Raw genomic sequence first — 25,867 nt, 5'->3', positions numbered from 1 at the left:
GAGAAAGAGACACATGACAGCAGGCATCACCGGTTACGGCAGCTACATTCCCCGCCTGCGCCTGAGCCGCCAGGCGGTGGCGCAGGCCAACGCCTGGTACGCGCCGCAGTTCGCGGGCCGCAAGGGCACGCGTTCCATGACCAACTGGGACGAAGACAGCATCACCATGGCCGTGGCCGCCGCGCGCGATTGCCTGGGCGCGGGCGACGACCGTGGCCACATCCGCAGCGTGCAGCTGGTCTCCAGCACCTTGCCATTTGCCGAGCGCCTCAACGCCGGCGTGGTGTGCGAAGCCCTCACGCTGGACGATGGGGTGGAGGCGCTGGACATGGGCGGTTCTCCCAGCGCTGCGTTGTCCGCCGTGATTGGTGCGATGGACCGGGTGAATGCGCGCGACGGCGACGCCCTGGTGATCGCCACCGATCACCGCAAGACCCGTCCGGCCAGCTCACAGGAACTGGACTACGGTGACGGCGCGGCCGCCTTGAGCATCGGCCGCGACAACGTGATCGCCGAGTACCTTGGCGGCGCAACCATCACGGTTGATTTCGTGGATCACTTCCGCATGGCCGGTGAGGAGATCGATTACCACTGGGAGGAGCGCTGGGTGCGCGACGAAGGCATCGGAAAGATCGGCCCGCGCGCCATCGCCCGCGCGTTGCAGTCTGCCGGTGTCGATGCCGGCTCGGTGGACCATTTCATCTTCCCGACCACCTTCTCCAGGATGGACGCCCAGCTGGCCAAGGCCTGCGGCATCCGGGCGGAGGCGGTGGCCGATTCGCTCGCCGCGACGGTGGGCGAAACCGGCACGCCGCACGCGCTGTTGATGCTCGCTGCGGTGCTCGAACGCGCGCAACCGGGTCAGCACATCCTGCTGGCGCAGTTCGGCGGCGGCGCGCAGGCCATCGTGCTGCGTGTGACGCCGGCGATCGCCGCCTTCCGGCCCGCGCGTGGCGTGTCGGGCTGGCTGGCGCGCGGAGTCGAGGAGAAGAACTACACCAAGTTCCTGTCGTTCAAGGAGCAACTCCGTCTGGAACGGGGCATGCGTGGCGAGCAGGACCGCAAGACCGCGCTGAGCACGGCCTACCGCCACCGCGCCGCCCTCCTGGGGCTGGTGGCCGGACGTTGCGAGGTCACCGGCACCGTGCATTTCCCGCCATCGCGGATTTCCTACGACCAGGGCAAGCCGCTGCAGGACACACAGAAACCCCACAAGCTGGCCGAGCGGCGCGGCCAGGTGCTCAGCTGGTCGGCCGAATCGCTGTCGTTCCACCGCGCACCTCCGCACCAGTACGGCCAGGTCGACTTCGAAGGCGGTGGCCGCATCCTGATGGAGTTCACCGACGTTGCCAAGGGCGACGTCGCCTCGGGCACCGAGGTCGAGATGGTGTTCCGCATCAAGGACATCGACGAACTGCGCGGCTTCACGCGCTATTTCTGGAAGGCCACGCCTGTGGCCTCCAGTGCCGCCCACACCGCATCGAAGGAGTAAGCCATGGCCATCGGTATCAAAGACAAAGTCGCCATTCTCGGCATGGGCTGCAGCAAGTTCGGCGAACGTTGGGACGCCAGTCCGGAAGATCTCATGGTCGAGGCCTACAACGAGGCCATGGCCGATGCGGGCATCTCGCCCGGGCAACTCGACGCGGCATGGTTCTCCACCCACATGGACGACGTGGGGACCGGCCGGGGTGGCACGCCCATGGGCATTGCACTGCGCCTGCCCAACATTGGCGTGACGCGGGTCGAGAACTTCTGCGCGGGGGGCTCCGAGGCGATCCGCGCGGCGGTGTATGCCGTGGCCGCGGGCGCGTGTGACATCGCCATCGCGCTCGGCGTGGAGAAGCTCAAGGACACCGGTTACGGGGGCTTGCCGGTGTCGGCCGTCGGCACCTACATCCCCCAGTGGTACCCCAATGCGGTGGCCCCGGCCAATTTCGCGCAACTCGCGTCGGCCTACCAGCGCAAGCACAACGTGGACCCCGCGCTGCTCAAGCGTGCGATCGCGCGCGTCTCGATCAAAAGCCACGCCAATGGCGCAAAAAATCCCAAGGCGCATTTCCGCCAGGCCGTGACGGAAGAGCAGGTGCTCAAGGCGCCCATCATCGCGGAGCCACTGGGCCTGTACGACTGCGCGGGCGTGTCCGATGGCGCTGCCGCGGTCATCGTCACCCGGCCCGAGATCGCCCGTTCGCTGGGCAAACGCGATCTCGTCACGTTCAAGGCGCTGCAGGTCGCCGTCTCCAATGGCTGGGAAATGCACTCGAACGAATGGGATGGCAGTTACGTGCACACCGCCCGTGTCGCCGCGCGCAAGGCCTATGCCGAAGCCGGCATCCAGAACCCGGCACAGGAGGTGAGCATGACCGAGGTGCACGATTGTTTCTCCATCACCGAACTCGTCACCATGGAAGACCTGGGGCTCTCCGGTGAGGGCCAGGCCGTGCGCGATGTCCTGGACGGCAGATTCGACGCCGACGGTGCCATCCCTTGCCAGATCGACGGTGGGTTGAAGTGCTTCGGGCACCCCATCGGCGCCAGCGGCATCCGCATGCTGTACGAGATGTACCTGCAGCTGCAAGGCCGGGCGGGTCCGCGTCAGTTGAAAGACCCGAAAATCGGCCTGACCCACAACCTGGGTGGTCAACCCTCCCAGAACGTGTGCTCGGTCTCCATCGTCGGTCTCGACGGGGTGTGACGATGAGCACTCCTGTCGTCCTGGTCGACCGCCCGGCGCCCCATGTGGCGCGGCTGCTGATCAACCGCCCCGACAAGCGCAACGCGATCGACCACGCCGTGCGCCAGCAACTCACCGAAATGCTCGGTGCGCTGCTCGGCGATGCGTCGGTTCGGGCCATCGTCTTTGGTGGTGCACAAGGGGTGTTCTCTGCCGGTGGCGATGTCCCCAGCATGGTCGGTCTCACGGAAACACAGGCGCGTGAGCGCATGCGGCACATCCACCTGTTGTGTCAGCTCATCGCGGAAGCGGGTGTGCCGGTGGTCAGCGCCATCGAAGGCATTGGTGCTGGCGCGGCCGTGGGCCTGGCGCTCATGGGCGACCGCATCGTGGTGGGAGAAGGCACAAAGATCCTGTTTCCCTTTCTTAAGCTCGGCCTGGTGCCCGATTGGGGGCAACTGCTCACGCTGCCCCGCCGTGTTGGCCTGCCGGTGGCGCGCCGGATCCTGACCGACGGTGCGCCGGTGCATGGGCCGCAAGCCCATCGCATCGGCCTGGCCGATACCTTGGTGGCCGACGCCCAGGTGATGGCCACCGCGGTGGCACAGGCCGCAGACCTCGCGCTGTTGCCCCGTGAGGCCTTCGCGCGCATGAAATTGCGTCTGAATCACCCGTCGACCTCGCTGGCCGAGGAGCTGGCGCGTGAGGAAAACGACCAGGCCGTCTGCCTGCTCGGCGCCGACTTTGTCGAAGGGCACGACGCCTATGTGAACAAGCGCACCGCCGATTTTGTCGGTCGACCGGGGGTCAGGCGATGATGGAAGAAGCCGTTCTGCTGCGCCGTGATGGCGCCGTGGGCACCGTCGTACTCAACCGGCCCGGGAAGCGCAACGCGCTCGACCTCACCATGCGAGCGGCCATTGCTCAGGCGGTGCGCACGCTCGACGCCGACGAAACGGTGCGCGCCATCGTCATCACCGGCGGCAGTGGCGTTTTCGCGGCAGGCGCCGACCTGAACCTGCTGGTGGACAAAGGCGCGCAGGACGTGGCCGGCATCGACCTGGGGCAGTACTGGGCACCCGTGGCCGGCTGTGGAAAACCCACGATCGCCGCGGTGAGCGGTTTTGCATTGGGCGCGGGCTGCGAGCTGGCCATGATGTGCGACTTCATCGTGGCGGACCCCAGTGCGCGTTTTGGCCAGCCGGAACTGGCGGTGGGCATCATGCCCGGTGCGGGCGGCACGCAGCGGCTGGTGCGCACGCTGGGCAAGCAGATGGCCTCACTGATGCTGCTCACCGGGGAAATGATCACCGGCGAACGGGCCTGGCAATTGGGTCTGGTGGCGGAACTCACCGCCGAAGGACAGGCGCTGGAGCGTGCCGCCGAACTCGCGCGCAAGGCCGCGCGCATGCCGCCGAAAGCCCTGCAGGCCACGCGCCGCGTGCTCCGGCAGGGTGCGGACCTGCCGCTGGACGCTGCGCTCGCGCTGGAGAACCGCGAATTCCTGCTGTTGTTCGACACCGCCGACAAGACCGAAGGCATGCGCGCCTTCCTCGACAAACGCAAGCCCGACTTCAAGGGCCAATGACCTCATGAATTCAACGAACGTGAAACCCATCACCCTGGGCGTTGTGGGTGCTGGTGCCATGGGGCGCGGCATCGTGCAACTGTTCGCGCAGGCAGGTCACCGTGTGCGCTGTTTCGACGCGGCACCCGGTGCGGCGCCCAAGGCGGTCGAGTTCGCGCTCGGGATGATCGGTCGCGGTGTCGAGAAAGGCCGGCTCACCGCCGGGTCCTTCAGTGCCATCCGTGAAAACGTGCTGGCCTGCCCGCAGATGGCCGATCTGGCCGACTGCGACGTGGTGATCGAAGCCATCGTGGAAGACCTGGAGGTCAAGCGCCAGCTGTTCTGCGCACTGGAGGCGGTGGTGGCCGATACCGCCGTGCTGGCCAGCAACACGTCATCATTGACCGTGGCCGACATCGCCGCCGCCTGCCGCCACCCGGCGCGGGTGGCAGGTCTCCATTTTTTCAACCCGGTGCCACTGATGAAGGTGGCCGAAGTCATCGCGGCGCTGCGCACCTCGCCCGCCACGGTGGACACGCTGTGCCATCTGGTGAGCAGCGCCGGTCACCGGGCAGTGGTCACGGCCGACCAGCCCGGCTTCCTGGTCAATCACGCTGGGCGCGGGCTCTACACGGAGGGGTTGCGCATCCTGGAAGAGCAGGTCGCCTCACCTGCCGATGTGGACGAGGTGCTGCGCGAAGGTGTGGGTTTCCGCATGGGGCCGTTCGAGCTGCTCGATCTCACCGGACTGGACGTTTCCAGCAAGGTGATGGCCTCCATCTACGAACAGTTCCAGCACGAGCCGCGCTTTCGGCCGTCTTCGCTGGTCGCGCCGCGCGTCGCCGCCGGCCTGTTCGGCCGCAAGACCGGCGAGGGGTGGTACGCCTACGACGGCGACACGCGCCGCGCCCCGCCGTCGCGCCCCGTGCCACCGCTGCCCACGGGCCTGACGGTCTGGATCGATCCGGGCGCCAGTGGTCATGACGGGCTCGCGGCGTTGCTGGCGGGTGCGGGTGCGGCGCTGGGCCAGGACGCCGCGCACGCGGATCTGTGCGTGGTGCAACCCTGGGGTGGCGACGCCAGCCACACCGCGGCCGCGCTCGGTCTGGACGCCACGCGCGTGGTCGCGGTCGATCCTCTGGTGCCTCTGGCCCTGCGCCGCACGCTCATGCTCACCGCGCTCACCTCGACCACCGTGCGCGACGCCGCCTGGGCGCTGCTGGCCGCCGACGGTGTGCCCGTCAGCATCATCAACGACAGTCCGGGCTTCATCGCACAGCGGGTGCTCGCCACAATCGTGAACATCGCCGCGCAGATTGCCCAGCGTGGCATCGCCAGCGTCGCCGACATCGAGGACGCGGTGAAGCTGGGGCTGGGTTACCCACATGGCCCGCTGGCCTGGGGCGACCGCATCGGTGGCGCGCGCATTCTTCAAATCCTGCAGGGCATGCAGGCCGAGACCGGCGATCCGCGCTATCGCCCCAGTCCATGGCTGGTGCGTCGCGTGGCGCTGGGCGTGTCGCTGCTCACACCCGAGGCGGCGCGCGCATGAGCATGGACCTTCACCACCTGCGCGAATGGGTCGGCCGCGAACAGGTGGCCGAGCAGACGCTGGAACCCTTTTCTGCCGCCGCCCTGAGCGGCCTGCTGGACCGCGCCGCACCGCCGGCGGCGGGCGAGGCGTTGCCGCTTCCCTGGCACTGGTTGTACTTTCTGGAGACGCCCGCGCGCGCCGCGACCGGTGTCGACGGCCATCCGCAGCGCGGCGGTTTCCTGCCTCCGGTGCCGCTGCCGCGTCGCATGTGGGCCGCCGGCTCGCTGCAATGCGAGACCCCGCTGCGCCTGGGTGCGCCCGCGCGCAAGACCTCCACCGTGCGGAGCGTGGACCTGAAGGAAGGCCGCAGCGGCCCGCTGGTCTTCGTGACCGTGGACCACGTGCTGGCGCAGGATGGTCGCGTCTGCATCCGCGAAGAGCAGAACATCGTCTACCGCGAAGCGCCCATCGGGCCCGCGCCGCTGCCGGCGGGCGAGAAGGCCACGAGAGCCGCGCAGTGGTCGGCCGTTCTGAAGCCCGACCCTGCGCTGCTGTTCCGTTTTTCCGCGCTCACCTACAACGGCCACCGCATCCACTACGACCGCGACTACGCGGTGCGCGAGGAGTTCTACCCCGCACTGGTGGTGCACGGCCCGCTGCTGGCCACCGCGCTGCTGGACCTGCTGGAACGCGCTCGGCCCGGCGCGCCGGTGCGCGCCTTCTCGTTTCGCGCGCTGCGCCCCGCCTTCGACACCGACACTTTGCAGCTCTGCGCCGCCGCCGAGGGCGACATGGTGGAGCTCTGGACGCAGGATGCACAAGGCCAGGTCGGCATGGTGGCACGTGCCACGCTCGGATGACTCCCATGGGCGAACAGGATCCGATCTGGCGTTCGATGCTTTTCGTGCCCGCGCATGTGGAGCGCTTTGTCGAACGCGCGCATGCGCGCGGCGCCGATGCCTGTGTGCTCGATCTGGAAGACAGCGTGCCGCTGGCGCAGAAGGCGCAGGCGCGGGCCGCCGTGCCTGGTGCGGCGGCCGCCATCGCGGGGCGGGGCACCCCGGTGCTGGTGCGGGTGAACCAGCCTTCAGCGCTTGCCATTCCCGACATCGAGGCGGTGGTCGGCCCCGACGTGCGCGGGCTGGTGCTGCCCAAGGTCAACGACGCCGCGATGGTGCACGAGGTGGTGCACCGCATCGACCGCGTTGAGGCACAGAAGGGCCTGCGACAGGGGCACACCCGTTTGTTGGCGCTGATCGAAGACGTTCAGGCGCTGCCCGCGCTGGATGACATTGCGCGCAGCACGCCGCGCATGCTGGGCATGATGCTGGGCCCCGAGGATTTCTCTGTTTCCGCAGGCATGGCGCCGGTGCGCGACGCGCTGATGCTGCCCAACCAGCTGGTGCTGTTTGCCTGCCGCCGTGCGGGCATCCTTCCCTTCGGTTTTCCTGGCTCCATCGCCGACTACGGTGACGCCGATGCCTTTGCCCAGACCATCCGTCTCGCGCGCCAGCTCGGCTTCGTCGGGGGCCTGTGCATCCATCCCACACAGGTGGCGGTGATGAACGCCGGCTTCTCGCCTTCCGCCGAAGACATCGAGCACGCGCGAGGTGTCATCGACGCCTTTGAAAACGCCGAGCGCGAAGGGCGGGGTGCTGCCGAGTACCGCTCGAAGATGGTCGATCTGCCAGTGGTGGTGCGGGCACGGGAAATCCTGCGCCGCATCGCCACTGCTCCCCTTTCCACCCCACAGGAGACAAACCCATGAACACACACGGCACGGTGTACGACGCGATCGTGATCGGCGCAGGCGCTGGCGGACTCAGCGCGGCAGCGCGCCTTGTGGCCGCCGGCCGCAAGGTGCTCGTCGTCGAGAGTCTCGGCCGCGTCGGCGGCCGCGCTTCCAGTGAACAGATCGACGGCTTCACCGTCAACATCGGCGCCATTGCGATCGAGCGCGGTGGCGTTTTCGAGGAAACCTTCGGCCTGCTCAACGTGCCGCTGGACATCCGGGAGCCCAGTCCGGCGACCGTGTTCCTGATCGACGGCAAGGTCATCAACGTCGCCAAGGGCGGTTGGGGCATGCTGCTGGGCACCTTCACCAGGCAGGCCGCCAAGATCGGATCGAAATTCGCCGACGCGCGCGCGGGCGACCTGCCCGAGGCCAAGATGAGCACCCGGGAGTGGCTCAGCCAGTACACGAAGAACGACACGGTGCATGCCATCTTCCGCAACCTGTGCGCGGCCATCTTCGCCGCCAATGACGACGAAGTGCCCGCGCGCGCCTTCCTCACCTACTTCGCGGTGAAGGGTGCGTTCAAGCGCTTCGGTTTCTGCCCGCGCGGCACCGTCGGCCTGTGGAATGATCTGGCGGATGGCATCCGCAGGGCCGGTGGCGACATCTGGCTCGACGCGCCGGTGATGGCGCTTCACACGCAGGACGGCCTGGCTACCGGCGTGACGGTGACCAGGGGCGGCGTGGCCACGCGCGTGCAGGCCCGCACCGTCATCAGCAACATCGGGCCGCGCGCCACCGTGGACCTGCCCGGCGGCGATGCCTTCGGTGCCGACTACATCCAGCTCGCGCGCACCGCGCCCAGGCCATCGGCCAACATCGTCATCAACTTCGCCACCCAGCAGCGCCTGGTGGACGTGCCCGGCCTCGTCACCTTCGGCAAGACGCGGCGCCTGTGCAACATGGGCGAACTCACGGCCACCTGTCCGGAGCTCGCGCCCGCCGGCTGGTACCAGTACGTGGCCTATGCCGTGCCGCGTCCGGCCATCGGCGACTTCGACGAGAAGACCGAAATCGAGGCCTCGCTGCAGGACCTGCGCGACGAATTCCCCGGTTTTGCTCAGGCCAGGATGTTGTCGGTCCGCGTGATGCGGGATGGCTGGCCAGCCCAGCGCTCCTGCGCCGGTTTCGACATGCCGCAGACCACACCCCTGGCCAACCTGTGGCATGTGGGCGACGCGGTGAAAGACTACGGCGATGGGGGCACCCAGGCGTGTGCCTACACCGGTCGCGAGGCGGCGCGACAGGCCGAGGCGCACCTGGACAGCGCGCGTGCGGTGGTGGCAGCGTGACGGTCGTTGCTGAACTGCCATCGCAGGTCGCGCACGCGCGCGCGTTGCTGGCTCGCCTTCGACCGCTGTTCGAGCAGGGCGTGACCATGCTCGCGAAGGCGTGTGCCCCACACGGCGGGCTCGACAACGCTCGTCTGGACGACCATCAGGTAGCGACCTTCGAGATCGCCTGGGCCAGCGCCGATCTGCTGGCTGCCGAGACCGCACTGGCGCGGCTCGATGGCGATGCGCTTCAGTCGCGCCTCGCCCTGATCTTCGCGGTGGATGCCATCGCCGCGTTGCTGCCGCGCCTGGAGGCGTTGTACATCGAGCTGGGGCTGGCGCTCGGTCCCCTGCAGGAGATCGGTGCCGACGCCCGATGGGCTTCGTTGCGCGGTGCGGCCTGCGGAGCACCGGCGCTCAAGACCGCCGGCCGTGCGCTGGTGGCGGCGGGTGATGCGGTGGAACTGGGCAGCGTGACGCTGGACGACGCCGTGGTGATGGCCCAGGACGCGTTCCGGCGCTTCGCTGCCGACGTGGTGTCGCCCCAGGCCGAGGCCATCCACCGGCACGACGAAACCGTGCCCGAGTCGCTGCTGCAGCCCATGCGGGACATGGGCGTGTTCGGCCTGTCGATTCCCGAGTCGCACGGCGGTACCGGGCCCGACGTCGGCGAAGACGCCACCATGATGGTGGTGGTCACCGAGGCCTTGTCCGAGGCTTCACTGGCGGCGGCCGGCAGCCTGATCACGCGGCCGGAGATCCTGAGTCGCGCGCTCATCAGTGGCGGCACGGACGAACAGAAAACCGTCTGGCTGCCGCGCATCGCGGCGGGCGACCCGCTGTGTGCCATCGCCATCACGGAGCCCGACTACGGCTCCGACGTGGCCAGCCTGGCGCTCAAGGGCACGCGCACGCAAGGCGGCTGGCTGCTCAACGGTGCCAAGACCTGGTGCACTTTCGCGGGCAAGGCCGGACTGCTGATGGTGGTGACTCGAACCGACCCGGATCGCGCCGCCGGCTACCGTGGCCTGAGCGTGCTGCTGGTGGAAAAACCGTCGTACGACGGCCATGCATTCGACTACTGCCAGCCCGGTGGCGGAAGGTTGACGGGCAAGGCGATTCCCACCATCGGCTACCGCGGCATGCATTCCTTCGACCTGGCATTCGACAACTTCTTCGTGCCCGACGCCAACGTGATCGGCGAGGCGGGTGGCCTGGGGAAAGGCTTCTACTTCACCATGGCCGGCATGGTGGGCGGGCGCATGCAGACCTCGGCGCGTGCCTGCGGTGTGATGCGCGCGGCGTTGCGTGCCTCGATGCGCTACACGGCCGACCGCAAGGTGTTCGGCGCGCCGCTGCAAGACTACGCGCTCACGCTGGCCAAGCTCTCGCGCATGGCCGCGAGGCTGGCAGCCTGCCGCACGCTGGCCTACACGATCGCCGAACAGCTCAATGCGGGCGGGGGGCGCATGGAGGCCAGCCTGGTCAAGTTGCTGGCCTGCCGCTCCGCCGAGATCGTGACGCGCGAAGCGCTGCAGCTGCACGGGGGGATGGGTTACGCGGAAGAGAGCGCCGTGAGCAGGTACTTTGTCGATGCGCGTGTGCTTTCGATCTTCGAAGGCGCGGAGGAAACGCTGGCGCTCAAGGTCATCGGGCGGACGCTGCTTGAAGATGCGCTCAAATCCTGACCCCTTTTCTGGAGAGTTGCTGCCATGAATGCCATCCTCAGCGGCATGCGGGTTGTCGAAGCCGCCGCCTTCGTCGCGGCGCCGCTGGGCGGCATGACCCTGGCCCAGATGGGGGCCGACGTGATTCGGATCGATCCATTGGGCGGAGGGCTGGACCACAAGCGCTGGCCGGTGACACACGACGATGTCAGTCTGTTCTGGTGCGGCCTGAACAAGTCCAAGCGCTCTGTCGCGCTGGACCTGGGCAAGCCGGAGGCCCGCGAGATCGCCATGGACCTGATCACCGCACCGGGTGAGGACGCGGGCATTCTGCTCACCAACTTTCCCCCGCGCGGCTGGCTGGATCACGACAAGCTGCGGGAACGGCGGCAGGACCTCATCCAGCTCACCGTGCAGGGCGATCGGCACGGCGGCTCGGCGGTGGACTACACCATCAACTCGCGCGTCGGCATTCCGTACATCACCGGCGATGAGGGCGGCGCGGCGACGCAGGAAGCGGTCAACCACGTCCTGCCCGCGTGGGACCTTGTCACCGGCCAGATGGCGGCGGTCGGCCTGCTGGCCGCCGAGCGCCACCGGCTCAAGACCGGCCAGGGCCAGCATGTGAAACTGCCGCTGGAAGACGTGGCGCTGGCTGCCGTGAGCCACCTGGGGCTGATCGCCGAGGCTCAGCTGGGCCACCAGCGTGAGCGCCACGGCAACGAGCTCTTCGGCGCCTTCGGCCGCGACTTCAAGACCGCCGATGGCGAACGACTGATCGTGGTCGGCCTGACGCTCAAGCAATGGCAGGCCATCTGTGAAGCCATGGGGCTGCACGAGGCGGTGAAGGCACTGGGCGAGCGCCTCGGCCTGAACCTGGACCTCGAGGGCCACCGTTTCCAGGCACGCAAGGAGCTGGCTGCGCTCGTGGACGCCTGGATGTCGCGCCACAGCTTCGCACAGGCCAGTGAAGCGCTCACGAAGCAGGGCGCCTGCTGGGGCAAGTACCAGACCCTCACCCAACTGGTGACGCAGGACGAAGCCTGCTCCACGGCCAATCCGATGTTTCGCATGATCAATCAGCCAGGGGTCGGGCCGCACCTGGCCGCCGGGCTGCCGCTGAACTTCTCCGGCATGGATCGCCTGCCGGCGGGCATTGCGCCTGCGCTGGGCCAGCACACAGGCGAGGTGCTGTCCGAGTTGCTGGGCATCACCCAGGCCCAGTACGGCGGCCTCCGGGCGCGGGGCATCGTCTAGCGCCAGTTGACACCCTGCCGGACCGGTGAGCGGCCCGCCCAGGGATCGCCGCCGCTGGCCGGGTGGCGGCTGTCGGCTACAAGGTCGGGACCGTACCGCCGTCGATCCGATACTCGGCCCCCGTGATCGAAGCGGATCGCGGGGACGCGAGGAAGGCGATCAGATCGGCCACCTCCTGTGTTTTGGCGGGGCGACCCACCGGTATGCCTCCCAGCCAATCCATGACGATTCGCTTGCCACCCTCGTAGTTCGTTCCGGCGTCTGCGGCCATCCGCTCCACAAACGCGACGGAAGCTTCGGTCTCGATCCAGCCTGGCGCAACGCTCAGCACGCGAACCCCCTTTGGCGTCACCTCTCTGGCCAGCGACTTGCTGTAGGTGGTGAGAGCACCCTTGGCCGCGGCGTAGGCGGTGGTCGACTCGGGGATGGGCAGCACGCGCTGGATGGAACTGACGTGAATGATGACGCCCGAACCTTGAGCCAGCATCGTTGGCAGCAGTGCACGATCCAGGCGCACGGCAGGCATCAGGTTCAAGTCCAGCTCGGCGAACCAGTGCGCATCACTGATCGCGGCGAAACCGCCCCCGGGCGTCTTGGAACCGCCGAGCACGTTGATCAGGATGTCGACGCCACCCCAATCCTGCAGGATGCTCCGGGCCAGGTGACTCGTGCCTTCCGCCGTCGACAGGTCGGCGGCCACGTAGGTGACCCCTTCCACGGGCTGCGTTGGCACCGTGCGCGCGGATGTCGCCACCCGGGCGCCGGCCTCCGCAAGGGTTTTCACGACGGCAGCGCCCAGGCCCAGCGTGCCCCCGGTGACCACTGCCCGCAGGCCGTTCAGGTGAAGATCGAAGTTCATGCCGTGATCTCCAGGCTGGCGATCAGGTCGCCTTCCAGGCGGAATCGGTAGGACAGAACGATCGGGCTGCCAGGAAAGTTGCCGGTGACGTTGGCGCGGACGAGCTGGAGGTCGTCCTCCCGGTGGCTGGCAAACGGCACGCTCGTCGCGTTGTACCTGGCAGAGGCCTCGGCCATGAAGGCCTGGATGGCGTCGATGCCTGCGTAGCTGTGACCGTCGTCCTTGAGGACGGCCTGCGCCGTGAAGCAAGTCGCCAAGGCGTCGGGGTCGTGTTCGGCCGCGAAGAAGGTGGCAATGGGTTCAGGAAGGTTCAAGCTGGTCATGTTGCTGGCTCCAGGGGTTCGTGAAGGCCTCAGGATGCGCGCCCGGTTAAATTTAGTGAATGCCCTAGAATCCATATGATCTATGTAGATGGGAATACATAATGCGCGGGTCCGAATTCGCCGAACTGAAAGCCTTTGCTGCGGTGGTCGAACGGGCGAGCTTCGCCCGCGCGGCAGAGCATCTGGGCCTGTCGCCTTCTGCACTCAGCCAGACCATTCGACAGCTCGAAAGCCGGATCGGTGCCCGTCTTCTGAATCGCACCACCCGAAGCGTCGCTCCATCGGCCAGTGGCGAAATGCTCTACAGGCGCATAGCCCCGTTGTTCCGGGAGATGGATGCCGCAGTGTCCGAAGCCAGTGAAGCGGCGGGGCAGACGACGGGCACGCTTCGTATCAACACGCTGGGGATCGCAGCAAGGACCATCATTGCGCCCCGGCTTTCACGCTTTCATCGGACCTACCCGGACGTGGTGCTCGACATCGTGGTCGATGACGCGCTGGCCGACATTGTGGGTGGCCGCTTCGACGCGGGGATCCGCGTGGGGGGACAGCTCGAGAAAGACATGGTGGCCATCCGTCTCACGCCGGACCTGAACATGGTGGCCGTGGCATCTCCCGATTACCTCGCCCATCGGGGTACACCCAGGACACCCGCCGATTTGCACAACCATGCGTGCGTCAACTGGCGGCTCCAGATGGACGGCAGGCACTACCGCTGGGAATTCGAGAAGAGGGGCAAGCGTCTCGAAGTCGCGGTCGACGGGCCCGTTGTCACCAACCATGCCGACATCGGCGTGGCTGCTGCGCTCAACGGACTGGGCATCGCCTACCACTTCGAAAGAGACGGCGTGGGTGAGTTGTTGGCCGAAGGGCGTCTGGTCCAGGTTCTCGCAGACTGGTCCATTTCACGCCCGGGGCTGTTCCTCTACTACCCGAGCAGGCGACATCGACCCGCGCTCCTCGGTGCGTTCATCGACTGCCTGCTGGATCGAGGGCCGTTCAATGGGTCGTAGCGCCGACCTGTTCAGGAGCCATCGGCCATCCGCGATGAGCGCGAAGCGGGATGAGGGTGTGGAACATGCCGCGCGCGGGTTGGGTCAGAATAGCCAGCTCCCAAACCAGAGCTGAGCACAATGGCCCGATCGCTTGCAAGCAACCATGACGACAAGCGCCAGCGAATCCTCGACGTCGCTGCCGCGCTGTTTGCCAGCACGAGCTACGAGAGCGCCCGCCTGGTTGACATTGCCGCTGCGTGCAATGTGTCCAAGTCCGCGCTGTACCACTACTTCCCCAGCAAGGAAGTGCTGCTGTACGTGATCATCAGCGAGCACATCATGAGTTCGGTGGCCGAACTGGAGACCATCGCGCATGGTTCCGGCAGCAGCCGCGAGCGGTTGACTTCGCTGGTGCGGGCGATGGTGAAGCGGGCCGCTGAAAAGCGCCACGAGCACATGGTGCTCACCAACGATCTCAAATTCCTGCCGGCGCTGCAGCAGCAGGAGATCAAGCTGGCTCAAGCGAAGGCGCTGGACTTCGTGGTGGAGCTGCTCAATGACATCAACCCCCATTTGATGCGGCGGCGACGCGAAGGCGCTTCCTACGCGCTGTTTCTCTACGGCTCGATGATCTCCACGGCGACCTGGTACCGCCGAGGCGGGGGCATGACGCCACACGAACTGGCCGACCGCCTGACCGAGGTGTTTCTCAAGGGTTTCGACGGTGGGGATCACCCGCCGGGCTATCGCTGAACTGGGTGGCTGCCACGCCGACGCCAGCCATCACGGCTCCGGCGATCTTCAGCGCGCTGAAGGTCTCGCCCAGCGCCATCCACGACACCAGCCCGGCCACCGGCGGCAGCAGGTAGAGCAGCGGGGCGGTGCGCGCCACCCCCAGGTGGTCGTTGAGCCAACCCCATGCCAGCCACCCGGCGAACGATGCCACGGCCAGCGACCACAGCAAGGCCCACCAGGTGACGGCGGGCAGGCTCGACCATGGCACCTGCAGGGCCTGCGGCGCGTTGATCAGCAGCATCGGCACCATGGCCAGGAGCGTGGTGTACGCCATGATCAGGGTGACACCGTGGCGGCTGAACAGCCGCGTCGCGGCCACGGTGTGGGCCGAGAACAGCACAGCCGCGAGCAGCAGCAGCAGATCGCCCAGGCCTTGCGTGCGCATGAGCGCGAACTTGTCCGACAGGAACACCAGCACGCCCACCATGGCCAGCACCACGCCACCCACCTGCACGTGCGTGAAGCGCTGGCCGTGAAGCACCCGCACCAGCAGCAGGGTGAACATGGGACCGAGCGCGGAGATGAGGGCGCTTGAAAACGCGGTGGACAGATGCATGGCCTGCGTCATCACGTTCACGTGCGCCACGTGGCCGAGCGCGGCCAGGCCCATCAGCGCCAGCCAGTCGCGCCGTTCCAGCGATGGCCAGCGCAGCCCGTGTTGCCACAGCAGCAGGGCAATCGCGCACGCCGGCGTGACGAGGTAGCGCGCGAAGACCATGGCTCCCGGTCCGATCTGCGCCATGACCGCTTTCTGCACGCTGTAGTTGCTGCCCCACAGCAGCATGAGGAGCAGGGCGACCACCAGCGCCAGCCACGCGCTCTTTCCTGAGCGGGTTGGAGTCTGCTGTTTTGATGCCATCAAAACCGTCTCACTGGTCGTTTATATGTGGATGAAAATCCACCCAAGGATGAAAATTTCCATCATGCATGCGGGAAATCCCTAGGATTTTTGTTGTGGAAGGATTTTGTTAAACCGTCCCGTCGGTCTATTATATGGCTTGTCAACTGTTGGTCGTTCCACGTCAATTCCATCTGGAGACAAGCATGCACAAATCCTTTCCCCGACTCACCGCCGCCCTGGCCATGGCGGGTGCCCTCATGGCCGGCCACCCTGTCATGGCACAGACCACCGTCCTCAAGTACTCGAACTGGCTGCCGCCCGGTCAGGCGATGCGCGTGGAGGTGGTGGAGCCCTGGATCGCCGAAGTCGAGAAGGCCACACAAGGCCGGGTCAAGATCGACACCGCGCCGAAAGTGGTGGGCACACTCCCGGCCCAGTTCGATGTGGCACGCGACGGGCAGGCCGATCTGGTGATCTTCATTCCGGGCTACACGCCCAACCGGTTCGACCTGCTCGAGGTCTTGCAACTGCCTTTCGTGAGCGACAACCCCGAGGTGCTCGCGCCGCTGGCCGATCGCTTCTATCGCAAGCACCTGGCCTCGTACAACGAGTTCAAGGGCGTTCACCCGCTGTCGGTCTACGTGGTCTCTCCGGGTCAGGTGTTCAATTCGAAGCGGCCGCTGCGCACCGTGGCCGACTTCAAGGGCCTGAAAATGCGCAGTCCGCAGACCAGTGCCACGCAGGCGCTCACGCTGTTGGGCGCTGTGCCCATTTCCAAGCCGGTGAGCGAGACCTATGAGCTGCTGTCCTCTGGCGTGATCGACGGCACCTTCATGCCGCCCGAGTCGATTCCCGCATTCAAGCTCACCGAGCTCGTGCCTTACGCCACCATTGTTCCCGGCGCGATCTACAACACCGTGCTGGTGCTGGGCATTAACGAAGACAAGTGGAAATCGCTGCGCGCCGAAGACCGCGAGGCCATCACCCGCATCTCGGGCGATGTGTTTGCGCGCAACATCGGCCGCGCCTACGCCAATGGCGACAAGGCCGCCTTCGAGATCATGCGCAAGGCCGGCAAACCTGCCGAGGTGTTCCCGGCGACCGCGCTGGAAGACCTGAAGAAGGTGCTGCTGCCCATCGAGCGCGACTGGATGGAGAAGGCGAAGAAGAAGGGCATGGCGGATCCGCAGAAGGTGCTGGACCAGCTGCGCGCCGATGTCGCCTCCGCCAAGTAACGAACACACCACCATGTCCACACACCGCTCGGGCGGCCGCATTGTCCAGGCCATGGAGGCCATCGGTGCGGTCAGCCTGCTGACCCTGATGGTCACCGTTTTCATCGACGTCGTTGGTCGCAACCTGTTCAACAGGCCGCTGCCCTGGGGCACCGAGCTGCTGGAGATCGTGCTGGCGCTGATGATCTTCGCGATCTACCCCTTGCTCGCCCTCGGGTTTGGCCACATCACGGTGGACCTGATCCGGGTCCGGCCTTCGTTGCACGTGGTGCAGCGTGTGCTGAGTTGCGCGGTGGGCGCGATCGTGTTCGCGCTGATCGCGTGGTGCCTGATCCGCCAGGCCATCCGCGCGGCCAGCTACGGCGAAGCCACGCCGTTGCTGAACGTGCCGTTGTCCTGGGTGCTGGGGGGCATCGGCGTCATGGGGGCGGTCAGCACCCTGGCTTTCCTGGTGGCCGCAGTGCGCACGGTCCGTGACCCTGGTGCACCCGATGCGCCGCCCTCCACCGAGGTGATCTGATGCTGGCGGCCTGTCTCGGTTTTCTCGTCGCGTTCGCGTTCATCCTGTTTCAGGTGCCGATCGCCACGGCGCTCGCGCTGGTCGGCTTCGGCGGCTATGTGGTGCTCAACGGCCTCACGCCCGCCTTGAGCATGGTCGCCACGGTCACCAAGGACAGCACGCTGGTGTATTCGCTGATCGTGCTGCCCCTGTTCGTGCTGATGGGCAACCTGGTCGCGGGCGCCGGTATTTCCGGTGACCTGTTCCGTGCGGCACAGGCCTTCATCGGCAAGCGGCGTGGTGGCCTGGCCATGGCCACTGTGGTGGCCTGCGGCGGTTTTGGTGCCATCTGCGGTTCGAGTGTGGCCACGGCCGCCACCATGGGCAAGGTCGCCATTCCGTCGATGCGCAAGCTCGGTTACGGCGATTCGCTTTCGTCGGCGGCGGTCGCTGCGGGTGGCACGCTGGGCATCCTGATTCCGCCCAGCGTGATCATGGTGGTGTACGGCGTGGCGACGCAGACGCACATCGGCATGCTGTTCGCCGCCGGCATCGTGCCTGGCCTCATCGCCGTCGGCGGCTATGTGATGGCGGTGAAATGGTCGGTCTGGCACGACCCGGCGCTTGCTCCACTCGCCGAAGGCAAGGAGCAGGTCAGCAAGCTGGCGCTGCTGCGCACGCTGTGGCCCGTGGCGCTGATCTTCGGTGTCGTCATGGGTGGCATCTACGGCGGCCTCTTCACCTCCGTTGAGGCGTCCGGCATCGGTGCCACCGCCGCCCTGGTGTTCGCGCTGACGCACCACTCGCTCAAGCTCAAGGACATCTACGCGATCCTCGTCGACACGGCACGCACCTCGGCCATGATGTTCGCGATCATCCTGGGCGCCGCGATGTTCGGGGAGTTCGTCAACCTCACCGGTGTGCACGAAGGCCTGCTGGCGGTGGTGAAAGAAAGTGGCCTGCCACCGTTCGGGGTCATTCTCCTGATGATCGTGCTCTACATCCTGCTGGGCACGGTGCTGGAGAGCCTGTCGATGATCCTGCTGACGGTGCCGATCTTCTTCCCGATCATCCTGGCGCTGGGGTACGACCCGGTGTGGTTCGGCATTCTGGTGGTGATGGTGGTGGAGATCGGCCTGATCACCCCCCCCATCGGCGTGAATCTGTTCGTGATCCGCTCGGTGATGCCCGACATTCCCATGATGACCGTGGTGCGCGGCGTGATCCCGTTCATCGTCGCTGACATCCTCCGCATCCTCCTCATCGCTGCCGTGCCGGCCATCTCGCTCTGGTTGCCCCATCTGCTGTTCAAGGCAGCCGTCTGACACCGTGAACCCTGTATTCGATCCAGCAGCGCCCGAACTCGCGGCGCGGCTCCAGTCCTGGCTTTCCGATCGCTGGCAGAAACCGGTGGCGGTGGTCGACATGCACCGCTTCCCTGCGGGCATGTCGTGGGTGACCATCGGCTTCGTGGCGGCATCGCTCGGTGAGCCTCCGCTGGAGCTGATCCTTCGCGTGGGTGACCCCGGTGGCCTGTTCTCGCCCTACAGCTCGCGTCCGGAGTACGAGGCCCTGGCCGCGCTGGCCAGCGTACCGGGCCTGCCCATTCCAAAGGCCTACGAGCACAGCGACGACCCCGGCATTCTGGGAGCGCCCTTCGTCATCACGCAACGTGTGCCGGGCGACACGCCCACACCGTGGGGTGGTGCGCACGAACGCGGCGAGGCGGTCAACCGTTCGCTGGGCCGGGATTTCGCCGACGCGCTGGGCGCCATCCATGCTTTCGACTGGACGAACACGCCACTGGCGGCCTGGGTGGACGACAGCGACGGCACGATCACGCCGCAGACCACCGCCTTGCACGAAACACGCCACTGGACGCGGCATGCGCGACTGGGCCTGGGCCCCACGCCGCCGCAGATGCATTACGCGATGCATTGGCTCGAGGCCAATGCGCCGGAGGCCGAGCGCATCACCATCGTGCACGGCGACTACCGTGTGGGCAACTTTCTGCAGCAGGATGGCCGGATCACCGCCATCCTTGACTGGGAACTCGTTCACCTCGGTGACCCGCACGCGGACCTGGCCTGGGCCGGGCTGCGCACGTTCGCCGCCGGCACGACGCGCATCGGCGGACTGATCGAGCGCGATGAGTTCTACCGCCGCTGGGAGGCCAGGACCGGCCTGCGCGTTCGGCCCGAGAAGGTGCGCTATTACGAGGTGATGGTGCAATTCAAGATGGCATCGATGCTGATGGGCGCCATGATCCGCGTGCAGGCAGGGCGCTCGCGAGACGTGCGCATGGCCGCCATGGGCTTCCAGCTCACCTCCACGTTGATGGAGCTCAACAAGCTGATCGCGGAGGCGGGATGAACCAGTCGCTCGATGCCCTGATGGGCAGCATCCAGCGCGCGCTGCGCGAGGAGATCCTGCCCGAACTCGCGAGTGATCACGCTCGCTCTCAGCTGGCCGGCGTGCTCGACGTGCTGGCCAAGGTCGAGCGCATGGTGGTGTGGTCGCCCGATGTGGTGCGCGAACAGCTGGACCTGCTCGAAGCCTGCCTCTCGCAAGCCGCGACCCGCATTGCAGGCATCGGGCTGACCGTGCCCGCCGGTGTGGCATGGGTGACCGCACCAGCCAGCCCGATCACGCAGGCCGCGCTGTCGGCGGCGCTGGAAGACGCCGAACGGCGCTTCGCCCTGCTGGTGGACTGGGTGTTCTCATCGCCCGCTGGGCTGCCCCCGGACTTTGCCGAGGAACTGCACGAGGCACTGCGGACCGCGCTGCGCAACACGCTCAAGGCACAACGGCGCCTGGTGCCCAGTGCCGACTTTTCATCGATGACCGCGCCGCGCGCCGCCGCCGGTGCACAAGGAGACTGCACATGATGTCTGCCCAGGACGATCTCATCGGCCACCAGGCCGCCGCACCGTTCGCAGAGCGCGCCGGCCATGGTGACCCCCGCTTCACCGAGCGCTACTGGTACACCCTGCACCCCATCGAAGGCAGCGTGGACGGCGTGCCGATGATCATCGACGTCGGTATGGGCTACTACCCCAACAAGGGTGTGATGGATGTCTTCGCGGGCATCACGGTGGGCCGCCGGCAACACAACTTCAGGGCTTCGCGCGCGCTGGGCGCGGCGCCGCTGGAGGCCGGCGCCGGGCCGCTGCGCATCGAGGTGCTCGAGGGCATGAAGCGACACCGCCTCACGCTGAAAGACAACGCCTCGGGCCTGAGCTTCGAGCTGGACTTCGAGGCCAGTTTTCCCGCTGCGCAGGAGAAACAGAACTTTCGCGAGCGAAAGGGCGTGATCGAGGAAGACATGGTGCGCATCTCCCAGTTCGGCCGCTGGCGCGGCTGGTTCGCCATCGGTGGCCAGCGCCACCAGGTGACGCCCTCCAGCTGGTGGGGCCAGCGCGATCACTCGTGGGGCATCCGCTCCGAGATGCGCACCGACGAAGCCGCCCCGCCGGTGCAGCAGCACAGCAACTTCTTCTGGACCTGGTCGATGTTCCAGTTCGAGGACATGGGCATCTCGATCTTCCTGAAGGAGCGCGAGCCCGGCAAGCCGCACTACCTCTCGGCCTCCGAGTTCTTGCGCGGTGCCGACGGCCAGGTGACGCACCGGGAGGCCACGGCTGTGACTCATGAGCTGGAATGGGCGGACGACCCGCTGGGGCAGACCATCTCCACCGGTCGCTTCACCCTCGAGTTCGCCGATGGCCCGCCGCGCACGGTCCGCATGGACGGCATGGTGGCGCGCTTCTATCTCAAGGGTGGCCTGTATGGTGGTTTCAAGGGCTGGAACCACGGCGACCACAAGGGCGACTATCACGACGAGCACGATGTCTGGGATCTCGACGACGCGGCCACGCGCGCCCGGGCCCGCACACTGGGCGATCACGTCGTGCGGGCCACCTGCGAAGGCCGCCAGGGTGTCGGCATCAGCGAATACGGGGTGGCCGACGGCTATCCTCGCTACCCTGGGCCCCAGAAGCACCCCGCACTCTGAAGCCGAAAGACAGCAGCAGGAGATCCCGATGCAGATGACACAGGCCCTGACCCGCGCGGTGCAGACCCGGCGCAACCACACCGCCACCATTTTTGCCCACCGCAAACGCACCTGGGCCGAGGTGGGGCAGCGCGTGCCGCGTGCGGCCGCGGCTTTCCGGGCGCTGGGTCTTGCGCCTGGTGATCGACTGGGCATCCTGGCGCTCAACAGCGACAACTACATCGAGATCTTCTTTGCTGCCGCCTGGGCCAACCTGGTGCTGGTGCCGCTGAACACGCGCTGGGCCGTTCCCGAGAACATCTACACGCTGGACGATGCGCAATGCAAGGCGCTGATCGTGGACGACGCCTTCGTGCCGCAGGTGCCGCAGCTGCTCGCAGGCCATGCCATGGCGCACGTCATTCACGCGGGCGAGGGTGCAGCGCCTGCCGGCCTGCTCGGCTACGAAGCCCTGATCGCCGACACACCGCCCATGGCCGACGAGTGCGGGCGTGACGACGAGCTGTGTGGCATCTACTACACCGGCGGCACCACCGGCCACCCCAAGGGCGTGATGCTGTCGCACAAGAACTTCATCTCGGCCTCGGTGAACTGGATCGCCACGCTGCACTTCAGCGAAGACACGGTGTACATGCACTCCGCCGGCCTGTTCCACCTGGCCGGCTGTTCGCCTGCGATCGCGCTGACGCTGGCCGGTGGCACGCACGTGTGCCTGCCCAAGTTCGACGCCGTGCTGGCCTTCGACGCGATCCAGACCCACCGCGTGAACTACTGCCTGTTCGTGCCGACGATGGTCAACATGATGGTGAACCACCCCGACTTCAGCCGCTACGACCTCACCAGCGTGCGCTACTGCGAATACGGTGCCTCGCCCATGCCGGTGCCCGTGCTGGCCGCGGCCATGGAAAAGTTGCCCACGTGGGAGTTCATTCAGGGTTACGGCATGACGGAATCGGCCGCACTCACGGTGAGCCTGCCGTGGCGCTACCACTTTGACCAGGAAGGCATGCCCAGCAAACGCCTGGCCGCCGGACGGGCTGCCTACGGCATGGACGTGCGCATCGTCGATGAGGAGGGCACCGAGGTGCCGCGTGGCACGCACGGCGAGATCGCGGTGCGCGGCGCGCAGGTGATGATCGGCTACTGGCGCAAGCCCGAGGCCACCGCAGCCGCGCTGCGCAACGGCTGGCTGCACACCGGGGACGCGGCCTACATGGACGAGGACGGATTCGTGTTCATCGTCGACCGCGTGAAGGACATGATCATCAGCGGTGGTGAGAACATCTACTCGCGGGAAGTCGAGAACGCGGTGCACTCACATCCTGCGGTGCGCGACTGCGCCGTGATCGGCATCCCCAACGAGGCGTGGGGAGAGTCTGTGCACGCGGTCGTGGTGCTGAAGGAAGGCCAGATCGCCGCCGAGAAGGACATCATCGATCACTGCCGCACGAAGATCGCCGGCTACAAGGTGCCGCGCTCGGTCACCTTCACCGACTCGCTGCCGCTGTCGGGTGCGGGCAAGATCATGAAGAACGTGTTGCGCGAGCCTTTCTGGAAAGGCCGCACGCGCGCGGTGAACTGAGGCGGTTCTCAGCTGCCACGGAAGCCGTCGAGAAAGAGCGCGGAAATCCGGTCGGCGAGTTCGGCCGGCGTGATCGGACCATTCCTCTCGTACCAGGTGAAACTCCAGATCACCATGCCGAACAGCAGCAGGGCATAGGGCGAGTTCACTTTCGGTGTTGCCATGCGCTCGGGGTTGATCTCGCGCAGCAGGGTCACCATCAGGTGCATCAGTTCCCGCTCCAGCTTGCGGACGTCCTCGCGTTGCACCGTCGGCAGGAACTTGATGTCGTTCATGATCACCAGGTGGTGGTTGCGCGACTTCGCGCCTTCCTGCATGAACGAGTCGACGAAGCGCCGGAAGCGTTCCGCCGCGGGCCGTGGTTCCTGCACGATCGCCGACAGCGTGGCCACCTGCTCGGTGATGTGCTCCTTCACGATCGCGTAGAGCAGGTCTTCCTTGCTCGAGAAGTAGTGATACAGGTGCGACTTCGAGGTACCGCACGCGGCGGCCACGTCGCTCATGGTCGCGCCATCGAAACCTTTCTGCGCAATCAGCGTGACCGCGCTGTCGAGGATGACCTGCTTCTTGAGTTCGTAGTCGCTGGCCCTCACGCGCGTCATCGCACATGTCCTTCCGGCCGCTGGATCGCGTGTTGCATGGATGGCGTTTCCCTTTTATATTAGACCGACTAGTCGGACTATAAGTCCAATGCCCCATTACTCACATAGGGAAAGCATGGATAACACGGAGACTCTGGTCGTCATCGGCGCGGGACACGCGGGCGTTGAACTGGCTTTCGCGGCGCGGCAGCAAGGCTGGCCTGGCGCCATCGTGTTGCTGGGCGAAGAACCCTGCCTGCCCTACCACCGGCCACCGCTGTCGAAGGCTTTTCTTTGTGGCACCGCCGATGCGGCTTCGCTGGCCTTGAGGCAGGACACGGCCTTCGAGGCTTCGAACATCACGTTGCGGCTGGGCACGCGCGTGCGCGCCATCGACCGCGCCGGCCATCAGGTGCTGCTGCAGGACGGCAGCGTTGTCCCGTACTCGAAGCTGGCGCTCTGCACGGGCGGGCGGGCTCGGGCCCTCGAGGTGCCGGGCATGGAAGGTGGCGCGCCGCGCCACCTGTTCAGCCTGCGCACGCAGGCCGATGCGATGGCCATCGCCAGCGCGGTGCGCGAGGGCGCCCGCGTGATCATCATCGGCGCTGGCTACGTGGGGCTGGAGGTGGCAGCGTCATCGCGCAAGCTGGGCGCGAGCGTGACGGTGCTCGAATCGCAGCCGCGCGTGCTCGCACGGGTGACCGGGCCCACGCTCTCGGCCTTCTACGAATCGGTGCACCGTGAGGCCGGTGTGGATCTGCGCACGGGCGCCACGGTGCGCGCGATCGAACGCGACGCGGCGGGCGCGGTGAGCGCCGTGGTGTGTGGCGATGGCGAGCGCCTGCCGGCCGATGTGGTGATCGTCGGCATCGGCATGGTGGCCGACACGGCCCTGGCCGAAGCGGCCGGCCTGCGGGTGGAGGGCGGCATCGTGGTGGACGAGCACTCGGTCACCTCCGATCCCGACGTGTTCGCCGCCGGCGACTGCACGGTGCAGGACAGCGCGCTGTACGGCCGGCGCATGCGGCTGGAATCGGTGCCCAACGCGCTGGAGCAGGCGCGCGCGGCCGCGGGCTGGCTGTGCGGCAAGCCTCGGCCCAACCACGCCGTGCCCTGGTTCTGGTCCGACCAGTACGACCTCAAGCTGCAGATGACCGGCCTGGCCGACGGGCACGACACCTGTGTGGTGCGCGGTGACCTCGCGCAGCGCAGCTTCTGCGCGTTCTACCTGCGGGAAGGACGGGTGATCGCGGTCGACGCGGTCAACCGCCCAGCCGATTTCATGCTCGCGAAAAAGGCCGTGGCGGCCGGCGCGCGCGTGGACGCCCAGGCCCTGTCAGACACCACCCTGGCCTTGAAAGACCTTCTGGCCGCCACCACCCCGGCCTAGGGTAAATCCTAGGCCGTCGGGAGGGCCATCGCCACATAATCGCGCCAATTAAAGACCGACGGGACGGACTAATTATTAGTTCCATTCCTCTTCCGCAGACCACGCAACGACTTCCAGAACCATCGCCCCATGTCTTCTTCATTCACGGCCGTCGCACCCCCTGCGGGCACCGCGACGGGTCAGTCCACCGTGCTGGCCATCCACAACATCCAGATCGTCTACGGCGGCGCCATCGAGGCGGTGCGCGACGTGTCGCTCGAGGTGAAAGCGGGCCAGATCGTGGCATTGCTGGGCTCCAACGGCGCGGGCAAGTCGACCGTGCTCAAGGCCATCTCGGCCGTGCTCGATGCCGAGGACGGCGAGATCGAGAAAGGCTCGATCCAGCTGTTCGGCGAAAACATCGAAAGGGCGGCCGCGCCCCACATCGTGCGCCGTGGCCTGGTGCAGGTGCCCGAAGGCCGGCGCCTGTTTGCCACGCTCACCGTCGAAGAGAACCTGCTCGTCGGCGCGCACCTCCAGAACCGGGCGGTGCTCGAAGAGGAGCGCGACAAGGTGTTCCGCCTGTTTCCCCGCCTGGCCGAGAAGCGCAGTGTGGTGGCCGGCTATCTCTCGGGTGGCGAGCAGCAGATGGTGGCCATCGGCCGGGCACTGATGAGCCGGCCCAAGGTGCTGGCGCTCGACGAGCCTTCGCTCGGTCTGGCGCCGCTGATCGTCTCGGAAATCTTCTCCACCATCCAGACGCTGCGCCATACCCAGGGCCTGACGATTCTGTTGGTGGAGCAGAACGCCAGCCGCGCGCTGGCCATTGCCGACTACGCCTACATCATGGAAAACGGGCGGGTGGTGCTCGACGGCACCAGCGAGGCGCTGCGCCGCAATGCGGATGTGCGCGAGTTCTACCTGGGCCTGAGCGCGCAGCAAGGTCGCACGAGCATGCGCGACGTCAAACATTACAAGCGTCGCAAGAGGTGGCTGTCATGA

Annotated in this window: 25 protein-coding genes; 21 read left to right on the top strand and 4 right to left on the bottom strand. The window is 66.8% G+C overall.

What is annotated here, in order from left to right; genetic code table 11:
* Positions 1 to 13 precede the first annotated feature (13 nt).
* Genes J2X09_RS04225 through J2X09_RS04180 form a run of 10 tightly spaced genes read left to right on the top strand, consistent with a single transcriptional unit; the run spans position 14 to position 11,771 of the window.
* Positions 14 to 1,492, top strand: a complete 1,479-nt coding sequence (locus tag J2X09_RS04225; protein WP_204731877.1) for a hydroxymethylglutaryl-CoA synthase family protein — start codon at positions 14 to 16, stop codon at positions 1,490 to 1,492.
* A 3-nt stretch (positions 1,493 to 1,495) separates the two neighbouring features.
* Positions 1,496 to 2,698 (top strand): acetyl-CoA acetyltransferase, encoded by a 1,203-nt coding sequence (locus tag J2X09_RS04220; protein WP_204731876.1) that lies wholly within the window; start codon positions 1,496 to 1,498, stop codon positions 2,696 to 2,698.
* Between the two features lie 2 nt (positions 2,699 to 2,700).
* The gene (locus tag J2X09_RS04215) at positions 2,701 to 3,495 is read left to right on the top strand and encodes an enoyl-CoA hydratase/isomerase family protein (protein WP_204731875.1); all 795 of its coding nucleotides are present in this window, start codon (positions 2,701 to 2,703) and stop codon (positions 3,493 to 3,495) included.
* On the top strand, positions 3,495 to 4,265 hold the full coding sequence (locus J2X09_RS04210) for an enoyl-CoA hydratase-related protein (RefSeq protein WP_310307495.1): 771 nt from the start codon (positions 3,495 to 3,497) through the stop codon (positions 4,263 to 4,265). Before J2X09_RS04215 ends, J2X09_RS04210 begins: the two co-directional genes overlap by 1 nt.
* A gap of 4 nt (positions 4,266 to 4,269) precedes the next feature.
* Positions 4,270 to 5,796 carry a 3-hydroxyacyl-CoA dehydrogenase gene (locus J2X09_RS04205; RefSeq protein ID WP_204731873.1) on the top strand — a complete coding sequence of 509 codons (1,527 nt, stop codon included), beginning with the start codon at positions 4,270 to 4,272 and terminating at the stop codon, positions 5,794 to 5,796.
* Entirely contained in the window at positions 5,793 to 6,638 is an 846-nt protein-coding gene (locus tag J2X09_RS04200; protein ID WP_204731872.1) for an HTD2 family dehydratase, read from the top strand. The genes J2X09_RS04205 and J2X09_RS04200 overlap by 4 nt, the downstream gene beginning before the upstream one ends.
* 5 nt (positions 6,639 to 6,643) lie before the next feature.
* Positions 6,644 to 7,546, top strand: a complete 903-nt coding sequence (locus J2X09_RS04195; protein WP_204731871.1) for an HpcH/HpaI aldolase/citrate lyase family protein — start codon at positions 6,644 to 6,646, stop codon at positions 7,544 to 7,546.
* Complete coding sequence (locus tag J2X09_RS04190; protein ID WP_204731870.1) at positions 7,543 to 8,865, top strand: phytoene desaturase family protein; 1,323 nt, start codon at positions 7,543 to 7,545, stop codon at positions 8,863 to 8,865. The genes J2X09_RS04195 and J2X09_RS04190 overlap by 4 nt, the downstream gene beginning before the upstream one ends.
* On the top strand, positions 8,862 to 10,535 hold the full coding sequence (locus J2X09_RS04185) for an acyl-CoA dehydrogenase family protein (RefSeq protein ID WP_310307490.1): 1,674 nt from the start codon (positions 8,862 to 8,864) through the stop codon (positions 10,533 to 10,535). The genes J2X09_RS04190 and J2X09_RS04185 overlap by 4 nt, the downstream gene beginning before the upstream one ends.
* Positions 10,536 to 10,559: 24 nt before the next feature.
* On the top strand, positions 10,560 to 11,771 hold the full coding sequence (locus tag J2X09_RS04180) for a CoA transferase (RefSeq protein WP_204731869.1): 1,212 nt from the start codon (positions 10,560 to 10,562) through the stop codon (positions 11,769 to 11,771).
* A gap of 76 nt (positions 11,772 to 11,847) precedes the next feature.
* Here the strand turns inward: J2X09_RS04180 and J2X09_RS04175 are convergent, their stop codons facing one another.
* Positions 11,848 to 12,630, bottom strand: a complete 783-nt coding sequence (locus J2X09_RS04175) for an SDR family oxidoreductase (protein ID WP_204731868.1) — start codon at positions 12,628 to 12,630, stop codon at positions 11,848 to 11,850.
* The gene (locus J2X09_RS04170; RefSeq protein WP_204731867.1) at positions 12,627 to 12,953 is read right to left on the bottom strand and encodes a nuclear transport factor 2 family protein; all 327 of its coding nucleotides are present in this window, start codon (positions 12,951 to 12,953) and stop codon (positions 12,627 to 12,629) included. The genes J2X09_RS04175 and J2X09_RS04170 overlap by 4 nt, the downstream gene beginning before the upstream one ends.
* Before the next feature lie 101 nt (positions 12,954 to 13,054).
* On the opposite strand from J2X09_RS04170, the gene J2X09_RS04165 reads away from it, so the two are divergent.
* Both J2X09_RS04165 and J2X09_RS04160 read left to right on the top strand, forming a co-directional pair.
* Complete coding sequence (locus J2X09_RS04165; RefSeq protein WP_204731866.1) at positions 13,055 to 13,966, top strand: LysR family transcriptional regulator; 912 nt, start codon at positions 13,055 to 13,057, stop codon at positions 13,964 to 13,966.
* Between the two features lie 120 nt (positions 13,967 to 14,086).
* Positions 14,087 to 14,701: a TetR/AcrR family transcriptional regulator gene (locus J2X09_RS04160; RefSeq protein WP_204731865.1), complete on the top strand. Its 615-nt coding sequence runs from the start codon at positions 14,087 to 14,089 to the stop codon at positions 14,699 to 14,701.
* Here the strand turns inward: J2X09_RS04160 and J2X09_RS04155 are convergent.
* Positions 14,658 to 15,602 (bottom strand): DMT family transporter, encoded by a 945-nt coding sequence (locus J2X09_RS04155; RefSeq protein ID WP_204731864.1) that lies wholly within the window; start codon positions 15,600 to 15,602, stop codon positions 14,658 to 14,660. The genes J2X09_RS04160 and J2X09_RS04155 overlap by 44 nt on opposite strands.
* A gap of 185 nt (positions 15,603 to 15,787) precedes the next feature.
* Between J2X09_RS04155 and J2X09_RS04150 the strand changes: the two genes are divergently transcribed.
* The 7 genes from J2X09_RS04150 to J2X09_RS04120 are packed head-to-tail and all read left to right on the top strand — an operon-like array spanning position 15,788 to position 22,915.
* Positions 15,788 to 16,819, top strand: a complete 1,032-nt coding sequence (locus J2X09_RS04150) for a TRAP transporter substrate-binding protein (protein ID WP_204731863.1) — start codon at positions 15,788 to 15,790, stop codon at positions 16,817 to 16,819.
* Between the two features lie 13 nt (positions 16,820 to 16,832).
* Complete coding sequence (locus J2X09_RS04145) at positions 16,833 to 17,339, top strand: TRAP transporter small permease (RefSeq protein ID WP_204731862.1); 507 nt, start codon at positions 16,833 to 16,835, stop codon at positions 17,337 to 17,339.
* Complete coding sequence (locus tag J2X09_RS04140; RefSeq protein WP_204731861.1) at positions 17,339 to 18,643, top strand: TRAP transporter large permease; 1,305 nt, start codon at positions 17,339 to 17,341, stop codon at positions 18,641 to 18,643. Before J2X09_RS04145 ends, J2X09_RS04140 begins: the two co-directional genes overlap by 1 nt.
* A gap of 4 nt (positions 18,644 to 18,647) precedes the next feature.
* A complete protein-coding gene (locus tag J2X09_RS04135; RefSeq protein WP_204731860.1) occupies positions 18,648 to 19,691 on the top strand; it encodes a phosphotransferase family protein in 1,044 nt (347 codons plus the stop codon).
* Positions 19,688 to 20,206, top strand: coding sequence for a hypothetical protein (locus tag J2X09_RS04130; RefSeq protein WP_204731859.1), 519 nt, complete (start codon positions 19,688 to 19,690; stop codon positions 20,204 to 20,206). The genes J2X09_RS04135 and J2X09_RS04130 overlap by 4 nt, the downstream gene beginning before the upstream one ends.
* The gene (locus J2X09_RS04125) at positions 20,203 to 21,333 is read left to right on the top strand and encodes an Rv3169 family protein (protein WP_204731858.1); all 1,131 of its coding nucleotides are present in this window, start codon (positions 20,203 to 20,205) and stop codon (positions 21,331 to 21,333) included. Before J2X09_RS04130 ends, J2X09_RS04125 begins: the two co-directional genes overlap by 4 nt.
* Positions 21,257 to 22,915: an acyl-CoA synthetase gene (locus tag J2X09_RS04120; protein ID WP_310307484.1), complete on the top strand. Its 1,659-nt coding sequence runs from the start codon at positions 21,257 to 21,259 to the stop codon at positions 22,913 to 22,915. Before J2X09_RS04125 ends, J2X09_RS04120 begins: the two co-directional genes overlap by 77 nt.
* Before the next feature lie 8 nt (positions 22,916 to 22,923).
* Here J2X09_RS04120 and J2X09_RS04115 read toward each other — a convergent pair whose 3' ends face one another.
* Positions 22,924 to 23,517 carry a TetR/AcrR family transcriptional regulator gene (locus J2X09_RS04115; RefSeq protein WP_204731856.1) on the bottom strand — a complete coding sequence of 198 codons (594 nt, stop codon included), beginning with the start codon at positions 23,515 to 23,517 and terminating at the stop codon, positions 22,924 to 22,926.
* A gap of 115 nt (positions 23,518 to 23,632) precedes the next feature.
* On the opposite strand from J2X09_RS04115, the gene J2X09_RS04110 reads away from it, so the two are divergent.
* Entirely contained in the window at positions 23,633 to 24,886 is a 1,254-nt protein-coding gene (locus tag J2X09_RS04110; RefSeq protein WP_204731855.1) for an NAD(P)/FAD-dependent oxidoreductase, read from the top strand.
* Between the two features lie 129 nt (positions 24,887 to 25,015).
* Complete coding sequence (locus J2X09_RS04105; RefSeq protein WP_204731854.1) at positions 25,016 to 25,867, top strand: ABC transporter ATP-binding protein; 852 nt, start codon at positions 25,016 to 25,018, stop codon at positions 25,865 to 25,867.

It is taken from the genome of Hydrogenophaga laconesensis (assembly GCF_031457235.1).
GTDB classification, from domain to species: domain Bacteria; phylum Pseudomonadota; class Gammaproteobacteria; order Burkholderiales; family Burkholderiaceae_C; genus Hydrogenophaga; species Hydrogenophaga laconesensis.
Note: the sequence above shows the minus strand (reverse complement) of the source record. Positions and strands in the feature narration are given on the sequence as shown.

Coding starts and splice junctions, on each gene's coding strand:
- J2X09_RS04175 (WP_204731868.1), bottom strand. CDS start 12,630: ATGAACTTCGATCTTCACCTGAACGGCCTGCGGGCAGTGGTCACCGGG.
- J2X09_RS04170 (WP_204731867.1), bottom strand. CDS start 12,953: ATGACCAGCTTGAACCTTCCTGAACCCATTGCCACCTTCTTCGCGGCC.
- J2X09_RS04160 (WP_204731865.1), top strand. CDS start 14,087: ATGGCCCGATCGCTTGCAAGCAACCATGACGACAAGCGCCAGCGAATC.
- J2X09_RS04190 (WP_204731870.1), top strand. CDS start 7,543: ATGAACACACACGGCACGGTGTACGACGCGATCGTGATCGGCGCAGGC.
- J2X09_RS04220 (WP_204731876.1), top strand. CDS start 1,496: ATGGCCATCGGTATCAAAGACAAAGTCGCCATTCTCGGCATGGGCTGC.
- J2X09_RS04200 (WP_204731872.1), top strand. CDS start 5,793: ATGAGCATGGACCTTCACCACCTGCGCGAATGGGTCGGCCGCGAACAG.
- J2X09_RS04140 (WP_204731861.1), top strand. CDS start 17,339: ATGCTGGCGGCCTGTCTCGGTTTTCTCGTCGCGTTCGCGTTCATCCTG.
- J2X09_RS04210 (WP_310307495.1), top strand. CDS start 3,495: ATGGAAGAAGCCGTTCTGCTGCGCCGTGATGGCGCCGTGGGCACCGTC.
- J2X09_RS04150 (WP_204731863.1), top strand. CDS start 15,788: ATGCACAAATCCTTTCCCCGACTCACCGCCGCCCTGGCCATGGCGGGT.
- J2X09_RS04105 (WP_204731854.1), top strand. CDS start 25,016: ATGTCTTCTTCATTCACGGCCGTCGCACCCCCTGCGGGCACCGCGACG.
- J2X09_RS04195 (WP_204731871.1), top strand. CDS start 6,644: ATGGGCGAACAGGATCCGATCTGGCGTTCGATGCTTTTCGTGCCCGCG.
- J2X09_RS04225 (WP_204731877.1), top strand. CDS start 14: ATGACAGCAGGCATCACCGGTTACGGCAGCTACATTCCCCGCCTGCGC.
- J2X09_RS04180 (WP_204731869.1), top strand. CDS start 10,560: ATGAATGCCATCCTCAGCGGCATGCGGGTTGTCGAAGCCGCCGCCTTC.
- J2X09_RS04165 (WP_204731866.1), top strand. CDS start 13,055: ATGCGCGGGTCCGAATTCGCCGAACTGAAAGCCTTTGCTGCGGTGGTC.
- J2X09_RS04155 (WP_204731864.1), bottom strand. CDS start 15,602: ATGGCATCAAAACAGCAGACTCCAACCCGCTCAGGAAAGAGCGCGTGG.
- J2X09_RS04130 (WP_204731859.1), top strand. CDS start 19,688: ATGAACCAGTCGCTCGATGCCCTGATGGGCAGCATCCAGCGCGCGCTG.
- J2X09_RS04145 (WP_204731862.1), top strand. CDS start 16,833: ATGTCCACACACCGCTCGGGCGGCCGCATTGTCCAGGCCATGGAGGCC.
- J2X09_RS04110 (WP_204731855.1), top strand. CDS start 23,633: ATGGATAACACGGAGACTCTGGTCGTCATCGGCGCGGGACACGCGGGC.
- J2X09_RS04215 (WP_204731875.1), top strand. CDS start 2,701: ATGAGCACTCCTGTCGTCCTGGTCGACCGCCCGGCGCCCCATGTGGCG.
- J2X09_RS04115 (WP_204731856.1), bottom strand. CDS start 23,517: ATGACGCGCGTGAGGGCCAGCGACTACGAACTCAAGAAGCAGGTCATC.
- J2X09_RS04205 (WP_204731873.1), top strand. CDS start 4,270: ATGAATTCAACGAACGTGAAACCCATCACCCTGGGCGTTGTGGGTGCT.
- J2X09_RS04125 (WP_204731858.1), top strand. CDS start 20,203: ATGATGTCTGCCCAGGACGATCTCATCGGCCACCAGGCCGCCGCACCG.